16 protein-coding genes are annotated in these 18478 nt (G+C 65.5%); 7 read left to right on the plus strand and 9 right to left on the minus strand.

Features of this window, described 5'->3' with window-relative positions; all coding sequences use genetic code 11:
* Positions 1–32: 32 nt before the first annotated feature.
* Entirely contained in the window at positions 33–3149 is a 3117-nt protein-coding gene (locus AC0L3S_RS00125) for an efflux RND transporter permease subunit (protein ID WP_473263084.1), read from the plus strand.
* Positions 3150–3151: 2 nt separating this feature from the next.
* Here the strand turns inward: AC0L3S_RS00125 and AC0L3S_RS00130 are convergent, their stop codons facing one another.
* From AC0L3S_RS00130 to AC0L3S_RS00150, 5 genes are all read right to left on the minus strand, one after another.
* Positions 3152–4114: an amidohydrolase family protein gene (locus tag AC0L3S_RS00130; protein WP_473277705.1), complete on the minus strand. Its 963-nt coding sequence runs from the start codon at positions 4112–4114 to the stop codon at positions 3152–3154.
* A gap of 51 nt (positions 4115–4165) precedes the next feature.
* Positions 4166–4723 carry a P-loop NTPase family protein gene (locus tag AC0L3S_RS00135; RefSeq protein WP_473277706.1) on the minus strand — a complete coding sequence of 186 codons (558 nt, stop codon included), beginning with the start codon at positions 4721–4723 and terminating at the stop codon, positions 4166–4168.
* Between the two features lie 24 nt (positions 4724–4747).
* The gene (locus tag AC0L3S_RS00140) at positions 4748–6178 is read right to left on the minus strand and encodes a TolC family outer membrane protein (RefSeq protein ID WP_473277707.1); all 1431 of its coding nucleotides are present in this window, start codon (positions 6176–6178) and stop codon (positions 4748–4750) included.
* A gap of 187 nt (positions 6179–6365) precedes the next feature.
* Positions 6366–7145, minus strand: coding sequence for an enoyl-CoA hydratase (locus AC0L3S_RS00145; RefSeq protein WP_027516881.1), 780 nt, complete (start codon positions 7143–7145; stop codon positions 6366–6368).
* 162 nt (positions 7146–7307) lie between these two features.
* Positions 7308–7973, minus strand: a complete 666-nt coding sequence (locus AC0L3S_RS00150) for a hypothetical protein (RefSeq protein ID WP_473277708.1) — start codon at positions 7971–7973, stop codon at positions 7308–7310.
* 288 nt (positions 7974–8261) lie between these two features.
* Between AC0L3S_RS00150 and AC0L3S_RS00155 the strand changes: the two genes are divergently transcribed.
* Both AC0L3S_RS00155 and AC0L3S_RS00160 read left to right on the plus strand, forming a co-directional pair.
* Positions 8262–8807, plus strand: coding sequence for a sigma-70 family RNA polymerase sigma factor (locus AC0L3S_RS00155; RefSeq protein WP_473263092.1), 546 nt, complete (start codon positions 8262–8264; stop codon positions 8805–8807).
* A 2-nt stretch (positions 8808–8809) separates the two neighbouring features.
* The gene (locus tag AC0L3S_RS00160) at positions 8810–9448 is read left to right on the plus strand and encodes an NrsF family protein (protein WP_473277709.1); all 639 of its coding nucleotides are present in this window, start codon (positions 8810–8812) and stop codon (positions 9446–9448) included.
* Positions 9449–9458: 10 nt separating this feature from the next.
* Here AC0L3S_RS00160 and AC0L3S_RS00165 read toward each other — a convergent pair whose 3' ends face one another.
* Positions 9459–10562: a DUF2336 domain-containing protein gene (locus tag AC0L3S_RS00165; RefSeq protein ID WP_473277710.1), complete on the minus strand. Its 1104-nt coding sequence runs from the start codon at positions 10560–10562 to the stop codon at positions 9459–9461.
* A gap of 63 nt (positions 10563–10625) precedes the next feature.
* Positions 10626–11783 carry a GGDEF domain-containing protein gene (locus AC0L3S_RS00170; protein WP_473277711.1) on the minus strand — a complete coding sequence of 386 codons (1158 nt, stop codon included), beginning with the start codon at positions 11781–11783 and terminating at the stop codon, positions 10626–10628.
* Between the two features lie 434 nt (positions 11784–12217).
* Between AC0L3S_RS00170 and AC0L3S_RS00175 the strand changes: the two genes are divergently transcribed.
* From AC0L3S_RS00175 to AC0L3S_RS00190, 4 genes are all read left to right on the plus strand, one after another.
* The gene (locus tag AC0L3S_RS00175; RefSeq protein WP_007593582.1) at positions 12218–12787 is read left to right on the plus strand and encodes a sigma-70 family RNA polymerase sigma factor; all 570 of its coding nucleotides are present in this window, start codon (positions 12218–12220) and stop codon (positions 12785–12787) included.
* On the plus strand, positions 12784–13479 hold the full coding sequence (locus tag AC0L3S_RS00180; protein ID WP_007593580.1) for a hypothetical protein: 696 nt from the start codon (positions 12784–12786) through the stop codon (positions 13477–13479). Before AC0L3S_RS00175 ends, AC0L3S_RS00180 begins: the two co-directional genes overlap by 4 nt.
* Before the next feature lie 15 nt (positions 13480–13494).
* Positions 13495–15201, plus strand: a complete 1707-nt coding sequence (locus tag AC0L3S_RS00185; protein WP_473277712.1) for a S8 family serine peptidase — start codon at positions 13495–13497, stop codon at positions 15199–15201.
* 479 nt (positions 15202–15680) lie between these two features.
* Positions 15681–16343: a TIGR03809 family protein gene (locus tag AC0L3S_RS00190; RefSeq protein WP_473277713.1), complete on the plus strand. Its 663-nt coding sequence runs from the start codon at positions 15681–15683 to the stop codon at positions 16341–16343.
* A 124-nt stretch (positions 16344–16467) separates the two neighbouring features.
* Here the strand turns inward: AC0L3S_RS00190 and AC0L3S_RS00195 are convergent, their stop codons facing one another.
* Together AC0L3S_RS00195 and AC0L3S_RS00200 are read right to left on the minus strand one after the other, a co-directional pair.
* Positions 16468–16776, minus strand: coding sequence for a GIY-YIG nuclease family protein (locus AC0L3S_RS00195; protein WP_473277714.1), 309 nt, complete (start codon positions 16774–16776; stop codon positions 16468–16470).
* A 232-nt stretch (positions 16777–17008) separates the two neighbouring features.
* Positions 17009–18379 carry a TIGR03808 family TAT-translocated repetitive protein gene (locus AC0L3S_RS00200; RefSeq protein WP_473277715.1) on the minus strand — a complete coding sequence of 457 codons (1371 nt, stop codon included), beginning with the start codon at positions 18377–18379 and terminating at the stop codon, positions 17009–17011.
* Positions 18380–18478: the final 99 nt, after the last annotated feature.

Consider the following 18478-nt stretch of genomic DNA (forward strand, 5'->3'; position numbering starts at 1 on the left):
CGGGCCGGGAAAAAGACAAGCTGAAGACCTGAATGGATCGCCTCGTCGCCCTTGCCGTCAACCGGCGCTTCCTGATGGTCGGGATGTTCGTCGCCGTGCTCATCGGCGGCCTGATCGCGTTCAACCAGCTCAACATCGAGGCTTATCCGGATCCGACCCCGCCGATGGTCGACATCGTGACGCAGAGTCCGGGCCTGTCGGCGGAGGAGATCGAGCGCTACATCACGATTCCGATCGAGACCCAGGTTGCGGGTCTGAAGAACGTGACGACCATTCGCACCATCTCGCTCTACGGTCTCTCCGACGTCAAACTGCAGTTCTCCTTCGCCTACACCTATGACGAGGCGTTGCAGCAGGTCTTGAACCGCCTGGCGCAGCTCGCGCCGCTGCCCGGCAACGTGCAGCCGCAGATCTCGCCGCTCAGCCCGATTGGCGAAATCTTTCGCTACCGTCTCGTCGGTCCGCCGAACTACAGCGTGCTCGACCTCAAGACCATCCAGGACTGGATCCTCCAGCGGCGCTTCCGTGCCGTGCCCGGCGTGATCGACGTCACCGGGTGGGGCGGCAAGAGCAAGACCTACGAGCTCCAGGTCGACTTCAACAAGCTGGTCGCCAACGGCCTGACGCTGCCGCAATTGCTCCAGGCGGTCGGCAATTCCAACGTCAATGTCGGCGGCAATACCGTCAATATCGGTCAGCAATCGGCCGTGGTGCGCGGCGTCGGCCTGATCCGCTCGATCGACGACCTCGCCAACACCATGGTCTCGCAGACCAACGGCAATCCGGTGCTGGTCAAGGACGTCGCCACCGTGACCGTGGGCCAGAAGCCCCGTCTCGGCATCGCCGGCCTCGACGAGGCCGACGACATCGTGCAAGGCATCGTCCTGATGCGCCGTGGCGAGCAGAGCTCGCCAACCATCAAGCGCGTCCACCAGCTCGTTCAAACCATCAACGAGTCCAGCATCCTGCCGCCCGGCGTGCGCATCGAGCGCATCTACGACCGCGGCGACCTGATCGAGCTCACCACCCATACCGTGCTGCACAACATGGTGGTCGGCATTCTCTTGATCGTGCTGCTGCAGTGGATCTTCCTCGGCGATCTCCGCAGTGCGCTGATCGTCGGCGCCACCATTCCGTTCGCGCTGTTCTTCGCGGTGATCATCCTGGTGCTGCGCGGGGAATCGGCGAACCTGCTGTCGGTCGGCGCGATCGATTTCGGCCTGATCGTCGATGCCACCGTGATCATGGTGGAGGCGATCTTCCGGCGCCTGACGCAGACGACGCCGATGTCGGAATCCGAGCAGATGTCGTCCGAGACGCTGTTCGGCATGAAAAGCCACGCTATCCTCAGCGCGGCGGCCGATGTCTCACGTTCGATTTTCTTCGCCGCGGCGATCATCATCGCGGCCTTCCTCCCTCTGTTCACGCTCTCCGGCGTCGAGGGCAACATCTTCGGGCCGATGGCGCGCACCTATGCCTACGCGCTGGCCGGCGGACTGCTTGCGACCTTCACCGTCACCCCGGCGCTGTCCGCGATCATCCTGCCGGCGCATGTCAGGGAGACCGAGACCAGGGTGATGCTGATCCTGCATCGGATCTACATGCCGGTACTGCATTGGGCGGTCGCCAACCGCGGCATCATGCTCGGTGGCGCGTTCGGCCTCGTGCTGATGACGGTTGCGCTCAGCCGGTTGCTTGGCCTCGAATTCCTGCCGAAGCTGGAGGAGGGCAATCTCTGGATCCGAGCCACGCTGCCGCCGACCATCTCGCTCCAGGAAGGCAACTCCTACGTCAACGAGATGCGCAAGGTGATCCGCGCGCGGCCTGAAGTGGAATCCGTGGTGTCGCAGCACGGCCGCCCTGATGACGGCACCGACGCCGCCGGCTTCTTCAACGCCGAGTTCTTCGCGCCGCTCAAGCCCGCGAGCCAATGGCCCGGCACCCGCGACAAGGAAGAGTTGACCGCGCAGCTGCTCAAGCAGCTCGACGATCGCTTCCCCGGCGTCGAGTTCAACTTCTCGCAATATCTCCAGGACAATGTGTCCGAAGCCGTCTCCGGCGTGAAGGGCGAGAATTCCATCAAGCTCTTCGGCAGCGATCTCCAGGCGCTGACCGACACCGCCAACAAGATCAAGTCGGTGCTGGCAACCGTGCAGGGCGTCACCGATCTTGCGGTGTTCACCTCACTCGGGCAGCCGACCATCCAGATCGACATCAACCGTGCCAAGGCCGCGCGCTATGGCCTTGCGCCGGGCGACATCAACGCCACCATCAAGGTCGCGATCGGCGGCGACACTGCCGGCGACATCTATGAGGCCGGAAGCGACCGCCACTTCCCGATCATCGTTCGTCTCGCGCCGGAATTCCGCAGGAGTGCCGAAGCGATCCAGAATTTGCGGATCGGCGCGCCCGGACCGAACGGCACCGTCACGCAGATACCCCTGAGCGAGGTCGCCACCATCAGCCTCGTCTCGGGAGCGGCCTACATTTATCGCGAGCAGCAGGAACGCTATCTGCCGATCAAATTCTCGGTGCGTGAACGCGACCTCGGCAGCGCGATCCGCGAGGCGCAGCAGAAGATCGCCGATCAGGTGCAGCTGCCGCCCGGCGCGCACATGGATTGGGTCGGCGAATTCGGCAATCTCCAGGACGCGATCCGGCGATTGTCGATCGTCGTGCCGATCTCGCTCGCGCTGATCGGCGTCCTGCTCTGGTTCAATTTCGGCTCGATGACCGACACGCTGCTCGCCATGAGCGTGATCCCGATGGCGATCTTCGGCGGCGTGCTCGGTCTCTTGATCACCGGCACCGCCTTCAGTGTCTCGGCGGCCATCGGCTTCATCGCGCTGTTCGGCATCGCCGTGATGGACGGCATCATCATCCTGTCGCAGTTCAACCAGCTCATCGAAGAGGGTATGGACCGCATGAGCGCGGTGATACGCACCGGCGAATTGCAGCTTCGGCCGGTGCTGATGACCTGCGTCGTCGCCGGCATCGGTCTGTTGCCGGCCGCGCTGTCGGAAGGCATCGGCTCGCAGGTGCAGAAGCCGCTCGCGGTGGTCGTGGTGACAGGCATGATGCTCGCCCCCATCGTGATCCTGGTGACGCTGCCGGTGCTGATCTCCTTCTTCTCCCGCCGCGCACGCTGACGTCAAAACCCGTAGAGTTGCGCCGGGTTATCGACCAGGATCTTCTTGCGTACATCCGCATCCGGCGCCCACACCGGAAGCTGGTTGAGCAGGCGGCCGTCGTCGATCTGGTAAAGCGGTGCGATGTCGGTGGCTTTGCGTCCCTCGACACGGCTCGAGTCCGGATGCGGCCAATCAGTCCCCCAGACGACGCGGTCCGCGTTCGCCGCGATCAGCGCGCGGGCATAGGGCACCATGTCCTGATAATCGGGCGCGAGCTTCGACGAGCGGTAAGCGCCGGAAATCTTGACATAGGCCTTGCCGGATTTCACCAGCGCGACCAGGTCGGCAAATCCCGGCTGCTCCAGCCCGAGCGAAGCCTCAAGGCCGCCGAAATGGTCGAATACAACAGGTACCGGCGCCGTCTTGACGAGGTCCTTGATCGCCGAGATCATGGGCAACGTGGTGTAGAGCTGCACGTGCCAGCCGCGCGCCTTCATGCGCTCGACTGCGGCGGTGAAGCGCGGCCGGCCGACATTGGGGTCGTTGACGCCGCCGGTCGCGAGATTGAGGCGGACACCGCGAAAGCCGTCTGCCTGCATCGTGTCAAGCTGGGCCTCGGTCGTTTTGTCGTCGATCACGGCCACCCCGCGCGCGGCCGCGCCACGCGCCTTCATGCCGAACAGCGTCGAGGAGTTGTCGGTGCCGTAGACACTCGGTGTCACGATCACAACGCGCTCGATATGCAGCGCCTTGTGCAACGCGGCCATTTCCTCCGGCGAAGCCGGCTCCGGCGTGTAGACGCGGCCCGCGAAGAACGGAAATTTTTCGACATCGCCATGGATGTGGGTGTGACAGTCGCAGGCATGGGCCGGGACGTCGAAATTGACTGGCGTCGCGGGCTGCGCGGCACGTGCGTGGGCTTTGTTCGACATGGCAACTCCGGCGGCAAGGGAGGCAAGCAGGACGCTGCGTCGGCTGAGCATGGTTTCTCTCCCCGTTTTGTTATTTGGCAGTGGCGTCGGGACAGTATCACATCAGCCCGGCAGCCGCTGCGCTTCGCTGCATAGCTGCTCGACGAGGTCCGCAAGCGGGCGTGAGCCGTCGACGCGCACGACCGGGCAGGGCAGCTTCGCGAGCCACGCCTCATCTTTTGCGAGACTGCGGCCCTCGCGATCGCAGGCTTCGTAGTGCGAGGCCCAATCGACGAACGACTCCGCCTCCTCATGACGCCAGCCGCCCTGTGCGACGGCATCCGCTCCGAAATGCGTAGCCTCGCGGTCACGCAGGCGCTGCAAGCGAAGCTCGCGCGGCGTCGTCACAAAGACGACGAGATCGAAGAATGGGACGAGCTCGTCGCCCCAACCGGTGACCGTCCCGCTCAGCACCCAATCGAGCCGCGGCAAAAACATCTCGCGCATCAGGCGCAGACGCTCGGCGGCGGGGCGCGTGGTCTGGTAGGGCGGCGCCGTCGGCAGCCAGAAATAATCATCGCTGTCGTGATGCGGCAGTGCAAGCCGGCCGGCGAGCGCGCGGCCGATCGTCGTCACGCCGGAGCCGGAAGCTCCCATCAGATGGATGCGGCGGCTTTTCATCGGCACCGAGCCAGACGATTGAAACTACTGCCCGGACGGCGTGCGCAGGCCGTGCCAGGCGTCGCGGACCTGATGGTAGTGCACCTCGGGCAGATAGTCCGGCGTGTTCAGGCTCAAGGTCTTGACGTCGAGATGGCCGACGGCGCTGAGCAGGGTGTAGGAGGCGATCACGCGGTCGCGATTGGCGCCGATCAGGCGGGCCTTGGCCTGGATCAGATCGGCCTGCGAGTTCAGCACGTCCACCGTCGTGCGCTGTCCGCCGGCGGCCTCGCGCTGCACGCCCTGGAGCGCGACGGTCGCCGCTTTTACTTCGGATTCCGAGGCCGAGACCGCGATCTTGGCGCCTTCATTGGCAACCCAGGCGCTGACCGCCGCCGTGCGCGCCTGGTTGCGCACCTGGTCGAGCACGAGCCGGCTCTGCGCCGTGATTTCCTTGGCCTGCCGGGTCTGTGCGGCGGCCTGGCCGCCGTCGTAGATCGGCACGGTGACATTGGCGACGATCGAGGCCTGGTCTTCGGCGAAGGTGCCGAGCGTCGGGTCGTTGTTGCGGCTCTTGCTGGCGCTGCCCTGGACGCTGGCGCTCGGCAGCAGCGCGCCTTCGGCGACGCGGATATTGGTGGAGGCGACGTCGACGTCGAAGCCTGCCGCCATCACCGCCGGGTGCTGACGGATCGCCATCGTCAGCGCGTCTTCGCGGCTCTTCGGCAGATAGCGGTCGACGACGTCGGCAGCGCGAAGCTGCGACGGCGCATTGCCGATCACCTGCGCGTAGATTGCCTGGCTGACCGCCAGCGCGACTTCGGCGGCATTGAGATCGGAAAGCCCGCGGTTGAGCCGCGCCTCGGCCTGGGCGCTGTCGGTCGGCGTGACGTCGCCGGCGTTGAGGCGCCGCTGGGTGACCGAAAGCGTTTCGCGCAGGAAGGCGACGTTGGAGCGTTGCGCCTCGACCAGCGACTGGTTGGCGAGCACGTTGGTGTAGGCGGTGACCCCGTCGAGCAGCACGCCCTGGCCGACATTACGCAGCGCCTCGCGGCCCGACTGCACCTGGAGTTCGGCGGCGCGCACGTTGTTGGCGGTGCGGAAGCCGTTGAACAGGGTCTGCGTCACGGTGACGCCGATGATCCACGGCTTCAGATTGGCGGTCTGGATGGTGTTGTCGGGCAGCAGGTTGCGCACCGATTGCAGCCCGGCGCTGAGGCTTGCCACGATCTGTGGCCGGTAGCCGGAGAGTGCCTGCGGCACGTTCTCGTCGGTGGCGCGTTGCCGCGCGCGCTCGGCATTGAGCTGCGGATTGGTCTGGTAGGCCTTGGCGAGCGCCTCCGGCAGCGCTTCCGACCATGCGGCGGAGGGCAGGGCGCAACAGAGCGCCAGCGTGGTCCATGTCGCGAGCACAGGAGCCACGCCCGATCGATGCCGCGCCATCACGCGACCAGCTCTGGCGGCACGCCCAATCATGTAATCCCGCAAATCCCGGCTGTCCGCCCCCGCCGACGGCGGCTCTCTTAGCTGTTTAACCAGCCGAGGTCCCGCAGGCAAACTGCCGCGGGGGAAACCCCCATGTATTCCGTGCTTGTTGCAGGTTCGTCACAGGGATTCTGCGGGAAAGCGGCAGAGCCTTACACCAGCCTGACCGCGGGCCTCCTTACCGGTTCTTGTTCACCGGCTTCCGCTTCTCGATGAACGCCGCCATGCCCTCGGAGCGGTCCTCCAGCGCGAAGGTCGAGTGGAACAGGTTGCGCTCGACGCTCATGCCCTCGGCGAGCGTGGTCTCAAAGGCGCGGTTGACCGCTTCCTTGGCCATCGCGACCGCGGGCCGCGACATCGCGGCGATCTTCTCGGCCGCGGCCATCACCTCTTCCATCAGCTTGTCGGCCGGCACGATGCGGCTGACGAGGCCGCTGCGCTCGGCTTCGGCTGCATCCATCATGCGGCCGGTGAGGCAAAGGTCCATCGCCTTGGACTTGCCGATCGCACGGGTCAGGCGCTGGGTGCCGCCGATGCCGGGGATGGTGCCGAGCGTGATTTCGGGTTGACCAAATTTGGCGGTGTCGGCCGCGATGATGAAGTCGCACATCATCGCGAGCTCGCAGCCGCCGCCGAGCGCGTAACCCGCGACTGCGGCGATCGTCGGCTTGCGGCAGCGTGCAACCCGATCGCCGCCAATCGCGGCAAAATCCTCCGAGAACATGTCGATGAAGCCTTTCGGCTGCATCTCCTTGATGTCGGCACCGGCGGCAAATGCCTTCTCGCTGCCGGTCACGACGATGCAGCCGATGGCGTCATCGGCTTCGAGATCGTCGACGGCCGCGGCGATCTCGCGGAAGACGCCGAAGGAGAGTGCGTTGAGCAGCTTCGGCCGGTTCAGCTTGATGATGCCGACCGCGCCTTTGCTTTCGACGATGATGTGTTCGAACGTGCTCATGCTCCACCCACGCTTTTGGTTGAGCGGGCAATGTGCCCGCTGGCGCGGTGGGCTTCAAGAGGCGCCAAAGCCACCGGAGCAAGGACGGCCGGAACACGCAGCGAGATGCGCGTTCCGGACGAGGTCCCGCGGACCGGAGATCAGGCCAAAATCACCCCAAAGTCACGCCATGAACATGCGCGCGGCGGAGGCCAGCGTCAGCAGCGTGCCGACGCCGATGAAGATTTTTCCGATCAGGGAGCTCTGGTCCCAGGCCGAACTCTGCTGGCTGCTTGCCATCACCGGCGCCGGCCGCGGCTGCGCATCGGTTGCGGCGATCACCGCCTTCTGCGCCGGCGCGTTCTCTTGTTGCAGGGCGCGGTCGATGTCGTTGAGCTGATCGGGTGCGACGACCTGGCTCTCGGGGATCGGAGCGGCGGTATTATCGGCCGCAGCCTGGACGTTGTCGTTGGCGCGGCCCGTCATTGCGGAGGCGGCAGCCGCGGTCGGCGTATCGGCGGCGGCGAGTTGCGCATTGGCGTTGGCGACTTCCGGCGGCATCTGGCTCGAGGCCGGCGCGTCACGCTTGTCGGCCTTCGTCTCATCGGCCGTTGCCGCGGCCTCCTTCTTGTCGGCCTTGTCGTCGGATTTCTGTGCCGTCTTGGTGCTGTCGCGGTGGCGCGACGTGTGATGCCGCTGCTTGGTCGGCTTGACCGTGTCGGCCTGTTTGCTGGCGCTGTCCGACTTGCTGCTAGCGGCTGAACTCGGCGCCGCCTGCGCAACGCCCCCGAACAGCACGAAAAGCCCGGCCAGGAGAATCAGGGCCGCGCGCCCGCTGGCTTTCATCATGTTGACATCTCCCCAAGTCCGCCCGTCCCGGACCGAACAGAGACCCTGGCGCGTGACGACAGCGGGGCAGAAAGTGGGAATCTTCGGGCCACACCGGGCAAAAGCGCGGCAAGCCCTTGCCGTCCCGGCCGGCCGCGGGTGCGTACGGGACCGATCGGTGTTATGAGCCGTCGCAGATCCTGACGGCCGCATCGGTCGCGTGGCCAAGCAAGATCACGAATTCGTGATCTTGCTGATGCCGGCGTAACAAACTGAAAGAGCGGCCGAATTGCATGGTGAGGGGCGCGCGTGCGCGGACGTGAGGACGAGTGGACCGGCCTGATGCGGTCGGCCATGGCAGGCGATGACGCGGCGTATCATCGCCTGCTGAAGGCGGTCACGCCTGTGCTGCGCGCTGCCGCGAGGCGTGGCTTGGCCCGGGCCGGGCAGCCTCCCGACCAGGCTGAGGATATCGTGCAGGAGATTCTGTTGGCGGTGCATCTGAAGCGGCACACTTGGGACAGCGAAGCCCCCTTCGCCCCCTGGCTGTTTGCGATCGGCCGCAACAAGCTGATCGACATGCTGCGGCGACGGGGCAGGCGGATCTTCGTCAATATCGACGATTTCGCCGAGACCTTGCCGGGCGAGGCGCCGCAGGAGACGGTCTCGGCCGGCGAAGTCGCCAGCCAGCTCAATGCGCTGCCGCAGCGCCAGCGCGACGTGTTGCAGTCGATCGCGGTCGACAGCACCTCGATCAAGGACACAGCGGTGAAATATTCGATGAGCGAGGGCGCAGTACGGGTCGCGCTGCATCGCGGACTTGCGGCACTGACTGCCAAACTGCGGGACCACTAGTCATGGATACCGATCAACTCATTCGCTCGCTCGCGGCCGACAACGCCCATCGTGCACCGCGCGTCGGCGCGGTGCTGACAATGGCGCTGCTGGTCGCCGCGCCTCTGTCGATCCTGATCTTCGCCACCTTCCTCGGTGTGCGTCACGACGTGATGAGCGCGATGCGCAACCCATTCTTCGACATGAAGTTCGCGGTCACGCTGTCGCTCGCGATCCCGGCGATCATCGTCAGCCTGCATCTGTCGCGGCCCGAAGCCCTGATGCGCGGCTGGGGCTGGCTGCTGCTGCTGCCGGTCGGGCTGCTCGCGGTGGCGATCGGCAGCGAGGCGATGATGGCGCCGGCCATGCCGATGACAATGCGATTGATGGGCAAGAATTCCAGGGTGTGCCTGTTCGCAATCCCTGCGATGTCGCTGCCGCTGCTTGCCGGGGCTCTGTTCGGCCTGCGCCACGGCGCGCCGTCGCAGCCCGCGCTCGCCGGTGCGCTCGCCGGCCTGGTGTCAGCCGGGCTCGCCGCGACGCTGTATGCCTCGCACTGCACCGACGACTCGCCGCTGTTCGTCGCGACCTGGTACACGCTCGCCACCGCGTTGGTGACGGCAATTGGCGCGGCGGTGGGGGCGAGGGTCTTACGCTACTAGCTCGCCGGCTTCACGTCGCCGGCGTCGCGCCCTGCTGCATGCGATGGAAGCGCAGCACCTGCTGCGCCGTCGAGCTGCGCAGCGCCTCGTAAGCGTCGCGCAGCGTCAGCATGTCGGTCTGCGAGCCGCCTGAGAGCTTCTCGCGCAGGGCGATGATGGCGCGGACGCTCGACCATTGCATGGCCGCGACCTTGGCGAGGATCATCACGCCCTCGATCCGGCTTTCGATCATCATGGTCTCGGCGGTCTCGACTGCGACGCCCGCAAGCGCCGCGAGCCCTGCATTGGTTTCGTCGAACTTGCCCTGCTCTGCGAAAGTGGCGACCTGGAGCTCGGTGAGGCGGCCGTCCTCGTGCAGCGACTTCACCAGCGCCCGCGCCATCTCGGTCTGCCGGGTCATGATGGCGGCGCGGATCCGCTGAGCCGCTTCCTGGACCACGCTGGACACGTCGTCTGCGAGCTCCGGATGCGCGGCCTCCAGCTTCCTGCGCACGGTCAGGGAGGCCTTCGCGACCAGCTTCAAATAATGATGGCGGGGCAGGTCGGGCCGCAGGCCGATGCAGCTGGCGAGGTCGTCGTCACGTTCGGCGCGGGTCACGAGCTCGGCGAGAGTTCCCTCCGACAGTTGCGCGCCCGGATTGCTGACGGTCGATTGCACCACGCCCTCGTCGCCGCGGGTCACCAGCACGTCGCTCAGCGCTTCCGACAGCACCCGCCGCAGCGAGATCGCCTTGAGATGGGCCTGGCCCCTGGTACGCGCGATCTCGATCAGCGTCGCCTCGTCCAACCGTTCGGATTTCGACAGCACCGGGCCGGAAACCTCGATCACCTCGTCGAGCGCGAGCGTGCGGATGATCTTCGGCGGCGCAGCCGCGATCGGTGCGAGGCGGGCGGCGAGCAGCACCCTGGCGGACGTCTCGATCTGCTCGATCAGGCATTGGAACACGTCGTCGAACACACGAACGTGGTCGTCGGAATAGTCCAAGGCGTTGCCCACGAAGAGATCGGTGACGCGGCGCAGCGTCTCGACCCGGTGCGCAACGGTGCCGTGCGAGAGCGCGGTTTGCAATTCCTCGAGCAGACTCTCGGATGATTTTGCGGATTTGGATCTCATTGCCCTGTCCTGGAGCGTTCGGCCCGGCAGCGGCTTCTGTCGCGCCGGGAGAAAATGGATTGGTCAGCTCGTTGCAATGCGGTTGCGCCCTTGTGCCTTGGCGGAATAGAGCGCGCTGTCGGCGCGCACGAGAAACGTGTCGGCAGTATCGTTGTCGCGCAGCGTCACGACGCCCGCGGAAATGGTCACGCGCATGCCCGGGGAGAATGCGCCCCAGTCCAGGTCGGCGACGATGCCGCGCAGCCGATCGAGCATGCGCGACGCCGCCTCGCGGTCGGTTCCCGGCAGCAGTAGCAAGAATTCCTCGCCGCCGTAGCGGCCGAAGCAGTCGGCCGGGCGGATATTGGCGAAAATGGTGATCGCGAAGGCGCGCAGCACCTCGTCGCCGACGGGATGGCCGTGGGCGTCGTTGATGCGCTTGAACCAGTCGAGGTCGATCAGTGCGATCGCGCAAGGCTTCGACGTCTGCCGCGATTTTTCGATCTCGGCGTCGAGAAGCCGCATGATGCAGCCGCGGTTGTAGGAGCCGGTGAGCTCGTCGAGCTCAGCCAACTCCTCGATGCGCTGATAGGCGGCCTTCAGCTCGATGCTGCGCCGGTACAGGATCTTGCGCAGCGTGGCGCCGAACAGGCCGAGGAAGGCGCACTGTCCGATCACCAGCACGAAGCACAGCATCGAGGCGGCCCGTTGCAGCTGGGTCGTCACCGGCAGTCCGATTGGCAAGTCCGAGGCGAGGAAGACCAAGGCGAGCCCGCACGTGGCGAGACCCCAGGTGAGCATCGCCTGACTAGAGGTCATACGAAGCGTGCCGAAGGCGAAGATCAGAAACAGCACGGCAATGAACGCGACTCCGACTGTCGGCACCGCGAGCAGGAACAGCAGCTGCAGCGTCATATGCGCCGAGATCTGAAAGACGGTGAGGTAATGATCCTCGAACCGGTCGGCGAAGCCCGCTTCCGACAGCACGGTGAAGGTCCCGATGATCAGAAGGCCGCTGAGCCAGAACAGTGACGGAACGCCCATGGAGATCACGCCGTCAAAGGCGTAGAGCAGCAGGACGGAGGCGCCGAGCGAATAGCTCGCCACCTGGCCGACATACATCTGGCGCCGCTGCCGGATCCGGCGCGCGAGGACTTCGGGTGCCGCTGCCTCGGTCGTCAGGGCGAGATCCGCGGCCTCAGCGGCATTCCTCTCGGGAAGGGACGTCGCAGCCGTGCTCATGGTCCCGCCAATGGTGGATGTCAGTCCAAAAATCTACGTCGCAAGCCTTTAGGTTTGGTATCCTTCGAAACCGAATCCACGCTGTACAGCGCGGCAGCGCGGGACGTCGACCGCTCCAGGAATTTGCCGGCGATTAGGCATCGTGTGCGAGGCGGTCGAGCCAAAGCGGGGCTTCGGAAGACATATGTCGTGCTAGGCTGCTAAGGTTCCATGCAGGTCGGGCCGTCTACGCTGGGATGGCATTGCTCAGGAAAGTACTTCATTACTATGTTACCGTTCTTGAGCGAAGCGCCCAGCCGCGGGTGGCAAAAGGAAATTTCGCGTATGTGGGGTAGATCACACAGCCTCCCGTATGACTGCGGTAGGTTCAACAATTTTACCCCTCCCGTCGAACCGTCTGCCGCATCGACCCGACCAACCTTGCGAGACGGCCTTTGAGCGTGACACAAGCGGCTTCGGACGAGATCCTGATCGCCAGGATCGCTCAAGGCGACCGGCTCGCCATGCAGGTGCTGTACGGGCGGCACCATGTCAGGGTGTATCGGTTCGGCCTCCGGCTCGTGCGGGACGAGCAGGCGGCGGAAGACCTCATCAGCGAGGTATTTCTCGACGTCTGGCGTCAAGCCGGCAAGTTCGAGGGCCGATCCGCCGTTTCCACCTGGCTGCTGGCCATTACGCGATTCAAGGCCCTGTCTGCGCTTCGGCGCAGGAAGGATTTTGAGTTGGACGACGACGCCGCGAACGCGATCGAGGATACGTCCGACAATCCGGAAACGGCGGTGCAGAAGAAGGATACCAGTGAAGCGTTGCGGGAGTGCCTGACGGGCCTCTCGCCGGACCATCGGGAGATCGTCGATCTCGTCTACTACCACGAGAAGTCCGTGGAAGAAGTGGCCGAAATCGTTGGCATCCCGGAGAACACTGTGAAGACGCGCTTGTTCTATGCGCGCAAGAAATTGGCCGAACTGCTGAAGGCAGCCGGCATTGAGCGAGGCTGGCCATGATGGCTTTGAGCAAGAAAATGCTGGAGCAAGAGCCCGGTGAAATTGAACTGCTGCTGCCGTGGCACGCCGCCGGCACGTTGAACCCGCGCGATGCGCGCCGCGTCGACGAGGCGCTGGCGCGCGATCCCGAGCTCGCGAAGCAATACGCCGCGATCCGCGGCGAGTATGAAGAGACCATCCATCTGAACGAGAGTCTGGGTGCTCCGTCGGCGCGCGCGATGCAGAAGCTGTTCGCCGCGATCGACGCCGAGCCGGCGCGGGCGGCCGGTTCGCTGCCGCTGTCGGCGCGCATCGCGACCTTCTTTGCGAGCCTGTCGCCGCGCACGCTGGCCTGGTCGGCGAGCCTTGGCGCCATGGCCCTCGTGCTGCAAGCCGGAATCATCGGCGCCGTGTTGACGAAGACCCAGACTGCGACCTTCCAGACTGCTTCGCTCTCGACTAGCGCTCCGCTCACACGCGACCTCGGCACGACCGTCCCGCCAGCGCGCGCGCTGGTGCGCTTCACGCCCGAGGCGCGCGTCGCCGACATCACCGCATTGCTCGACGGCTACCAGGCTTCGATCATCGGTGATGCCAAGGGCGGCATGTTCCGCCTCCAGTTCGACAAGGCGATGAGCCAGGACGAACTCGCCTCGCTGCTCGGCAAGATGCAGCGCGAGAAGTTCGTCAACCTCGCCGTCGCGGCGCCGTAAGGCGCTTCCAAGCTGATGACGCGCAAGTCCGAAAGTGGAGTAAGAGCCGGGGTCTGCGCTTCGTCGGTCGCAGCCGCGCTTTTGCTCGCCGCCCGTCTGGGCGTCGAGGTTGCGCAGGCGCAGGCGATCATGCGCACGCCGACGATCAGCGTCCCCTCCCGAATGCCGACCATTTCTCCCGGCATCGCCGCACGCGTCAGTCCGGGTGTTGCCGCCAGAGCGGTGGTCGTCGGCCGCGGCCCCGGCCCGGTCGTGACGACGAGGATTTCGGCGCGGATGGGGCCGACGCCGGTGCTGCCTTACGCGCGCTACTCCCCGAACCTCTATCCCGCCTGTACCGCGCCCGATCGCGACGCCGACGGTGAATGCCTGGCGCAGCAGAACGCAGGCGGCGATGGCTCGGGCAAATCGGGCAAGAAGACCGCCGGAAAGGGGCGCGGCAACAACACGCCCGTCGCCGCGGATTTGCGCACCTTCACCGACGAATTCGTCGCCGAGATCGATGGTGGGCTGTCGTCGACCCAGGCCGACGAGCTTGCGCGCCGCCATGGCCTGACCCGCGTGTCCTCCGAGAATTTTCCGCTGATCGGGGCAACGTTCGGACTGTTCCGCATCACCGACGGCCGGCCCTCCGCGACGGTGCGGCGCGAATTCGCGGCCGACGGCAGCGTGCGCTCGGTCCAGCCGAACTTCCGCTACCTGCTGCAGGACCAGAAATCGTCGGTGCCGACCGAGGGAGATCCCGCGCAATATGCGCTGGCCAAACTCCGCCTGCCACAGGCACATACGCTGGCGCATGGCGCCAATGTGACGGTCGCCGTGATCGACTCCGGCATCGACGTCCGACATCCCGAACTTGCCAATTCCATTGCCGACAATTTCGATGCGCTCGGCAGCGCCGAAGGCCCGCACATTCATGGCACCGGCATTGCCGGCGCCATCGTGGCGCATGCCAAGCTGATGGGCAGCGCCCCCGAGGCGCGCATCATCGCCATCCGCGCCTTCGGCGGCACCAGCGGCGGGGCCGAGAGCTCGTCCTACATCATCCTACGCTCGCTGAACTATGCCGCCGAGCACGGCGCGCAGATCGTCAACATGAGCTTTGCCGGTCCCAAAGACGCGGTGATCGAGCGGGCCATCGCGGCGACCGCCGCGCGTGGCCTGGTGCTGGTCGCAGCCGCCGGCAATGCCGGAGCGAAATCGCCGCCGCTCTATCCGGCCGCCAATCCCAACGTGATTGCGGTCAGCGCGACCGACCAGCAGGACAGGCTATTCACCGCCTCCAATCGTGGCAACTACATCGCGGTCGCGGCCCCCGGCGTCGATATCTTCCTGCCGGCGCCTGACGGCAAATACCAGATGACGTCGGGCACCTCGTTCTCGGCCGCCTATGTCTCCGGCGTCGCGGCGCTGCTGCTCGAGCGCAACTACGCCTTGAAGCCGGAAGCGCTGCGCACGACGCTGGCGAAGACGGCGCGCGACCTCGGTTCACCCGGGCGAGATGATCTGTTCGGCGATGGCGAGGCCGACGCGTTTGCCGCGGTCATGGCCGTTCCCGCCGCCGGCGCGACGCCAGTCGCGGCCGCGTCCGGTACAACAAAACGTGAAGATATCGAGAAGCGTCGCGACGAGCCCGGCATCCGCGCATTAGAGCAACCCTCGTTGTCGAGCACCGAGGATAAAGCCACGGTTTCTCAAGCGGATAGGCCGGCGACGCGATAGCGGCTGCGACAATTTTGCGCGCGGCGCGAAGGTCGAAAAATCAAACGCTGCATTGAACGTTCGACCCGCTGCCACGACCAAATTATGTGGGAGCGGTTATCCCTCCCCATAAGTCATATCAGGCGCGAGCGCCCATCCACCCCAAGCGCCCATATGGCTCGACCCGTCCGGTTGTCCCCCCGGACGGGTCTTTTCTTTTTGGACGTGCCATTCCTAGAAGCCCTGCGCGAGATCAGCTCCCGGTCGAGAGATCGTGGCTCGCTGATCCCCCACCGCTCTGCCGCACGTCGCAAGCGCGCTATGCTTGTGCGAAGCTTGACTCCGAAACCGCTTGAATCTCCGCACGACTACGGAGTTTGGTGACGAAAACCTCGTCGTTGCTGGACAAGTCAAAACTTTTCCACAAAATATTCACGTCGCGTCTAAATTGATTCGTGTGCGTTGCGTCGCGTCCGTATTTTCTCCTGACGGGCTGATTTATGACACATCGCCAAGAGGCTATTCGCGACGTTGCTATTGGCCGCCACATTGCGGCACGCTGGTGCGCTCTCGCCGAGCAGCGGCTGGTGCATCTCTCCGAGATGTTCGAGACCGGGCGCTGGCGCCGCTATCATTCCGAGATCGCATTTCTCGAAAACATCCAGGAAGCGAAGCTCGCCGTCCAGACCTGGCGCGCGCTTGCCACCGGCGCCGATGTCGCTACGGCGGCCGCGAGCGTGTCGCCCGCATTCGGCTGGTCGCCGGCGACGATGCCCCGCATGTTTCCGCGCGAGCAGCAGGCGCAGACCGTGCAGCCGAAGGCCGTGCACATCGCCCCGGAGACCGCCGTGCCGGTCAGGCTCGATTCCAAGCCGGGCGTTCTCGCCGAAATCTCCGAAGCCTCGACCGCGCCGGTCGCTACGCCTGCCCCGATCGCACCGCTCAACGTGCCGGCTGCCATGGCGCCGCCCACCGTGCCCGTCACGATGACGGGGCCCAAGGTGCCGGCCGCGCCCAAGGCGCTGGCGGCGATGGCGGCGCTTCTGCCGCAGTTCTCTCCGCCGGCAGCCGAAATTGTCGCAGCCCCCGAGCGCCTGGTTGAGTTCACCTTCAACCTCGACGGCCTCGAAGCGAAGTACCCGCTGCTGCGGAACGCGTTCTAAAGGAATGCTTGAGACGGACGCAGCGCCCTCCAACCCGTCATCCTGAGCTGCGAGGTAAGCGGCGCAATGCGCCGATTGGCGAGCCTCGAAGGATGAGCGGCCCGTGTGCCAGCCCCACCGCGGCTTATTTCTTCGACCGGGGCTCTCCCGCGCGGCGCCGTGCAAGCTGACTCACCGAATCCCAATCCGACTTGATGAGCGCTTCCTTCTTGGCGCGGCTCCATCCCTTGAGTTGCCGCTCGGCGGCAATGCCGTCAGTCATCCGATCAAAAGACTCGGACCACACCAGGACGACGGGGCGCCTCGAGTAGGTGTACCCCTGATAGGCGCCGGCATTGTGCCCGTCGACACGCCTCGACACGTCGTCGCCGGTGGCGCTTCCGATGTAGAAAGAACCATCAGCGCAGCGCAACATGTAGACGTAGATGCCCACAACATCATCCTTCGAGGCTCCCCGCGCGGCGCTTCGCACCGCACGGCTCACACCTCAGGAATGACGGCACCGTGTTTGTTGTCAACATTGCATCAAACAACTTTTGAGTGTTGATTTCGATGCGAACCCAGCGCCCCGTTTTTACCCCGTCATCCTGAGGCGCGAAGCCTGGGACGCAACGCGTCCCGGGGAGAGCCTCGAAGGATGCACGGCCCGTCCGCCGATAGCGCGCTTACCGCCGCACCGCATTCCCGCCGACGACCAATTGCGCGAACCGCTGCGCGCCGTCCACCGACAGGTCGGAGGTCACGGCGCGCGCGTGATCGAGCCCGACCACGGCGCCGCGCGGGGTTTCCGAGATCATGTTGTTGTTGACGAGCGCGGTGCCGGCGCCGGGCACGACGGACACGCCGACGCCGGCCAGTGCCTTGCGGATCACGTTGCCCGTGATGGCGACGTCGCGGAGATATTTGCCCCAGCCGGCGACGATGCCGTAGGACGGCGCGTTCTCGATCACGTTGCCCGTGACCGATGAATCCGCCTCGATGTAGATGCCGATGCCGGCATCGTCATCCGGCGCGGTGCCGATCGGCCGCTTCGGGATCAGATTGCGGATGATGTTGCCCTGGACCACGGCGATGCGGCCGCCTTCGTTGAAATTGCAGACGGAGACGCCGACGGCGGCGCCGTCCACAATGTTATTGGCAATCACCGCGGCCTCGAACGCGAACTCCGAATACAGCGCGACCTCGCGCACGTCGCTGACGCTGTTGCCGGTGATGTGGATGTTCGAGGCCGAGTTGCCGCGCACGGCAGAGTAATCGCAGTTCTTGATGCGATTGCCGCGCACGATGACGTTGCCGGCGCGGAACGCGTTGATCGCGTTGCCGTACTGGCCGGAGCCGCCGGGGCCGGCCTTGATGTCCTCGATGCGGTTATCAGTGACCAGCGTGCCGTCATCGCCGGTGGCGGTGCGCAGGATCTCGATGCCGTTGTCATTGGTGCCGGTGATGGTGTTGCGGAAGACGCTGAGACCCCTGGCGTCGAACGACACCACTGCCGTCACCGCGATGTTGGTAAAGATGTTGCCCGAGATGTCGCCGGAGACCTGCTCGAGCCAGATGCCGCTGCCGCCGGACCTCGTGATCGCACAATCGGTGATGCGGACGTCGCGCCCGCCCAGCACGTGGATCAGCCCGCGTCGTGCTGGCAGCGGAATGCCGCTGCCGTCGAAGGTGATGCCGGAAAGGCCGATTGCATCGGAGCCGTCGCTCTGGATCGCCGACGCCCCGCCGGTGAAGACGAATTTTGTCGCGCCGCGCACGCCGATCAGTTGCGCGCCATTCGGCAAGCGTAGCAGTCCCGTACGGTAGATGCCGGGTGGCAGCGCCAGCGGCATCTGCGCTCGCGCGGCCTCGTCGATCGCACGCTGGAGTGCACGGGTCTGATCCTCGCTGCTGCCGGGTCGCACGCCATATTGCGTGGCGTCGCGGCCGAGCAGCGACGTCAGCGGCGCTGCACGCGCCGCGTCGGCTGGGATCGCGAGCGCGCCGGCGATGCCTGCGGTCGATGCTCCGATGAGATGGCGGCGATTGAGGTCCATGGATGCGTCCTCCGGCGGACGCGGGGGTCCGCAGCGGTTAGGTAGCGCAGAAATGGGCAGTGGCGGCCGGGGCCGTGAGGATTGTTCGCGGTAGGGTTA

Source organism: Bradyrhizobium sp. Ken01, from assembly GCF_055807355.1.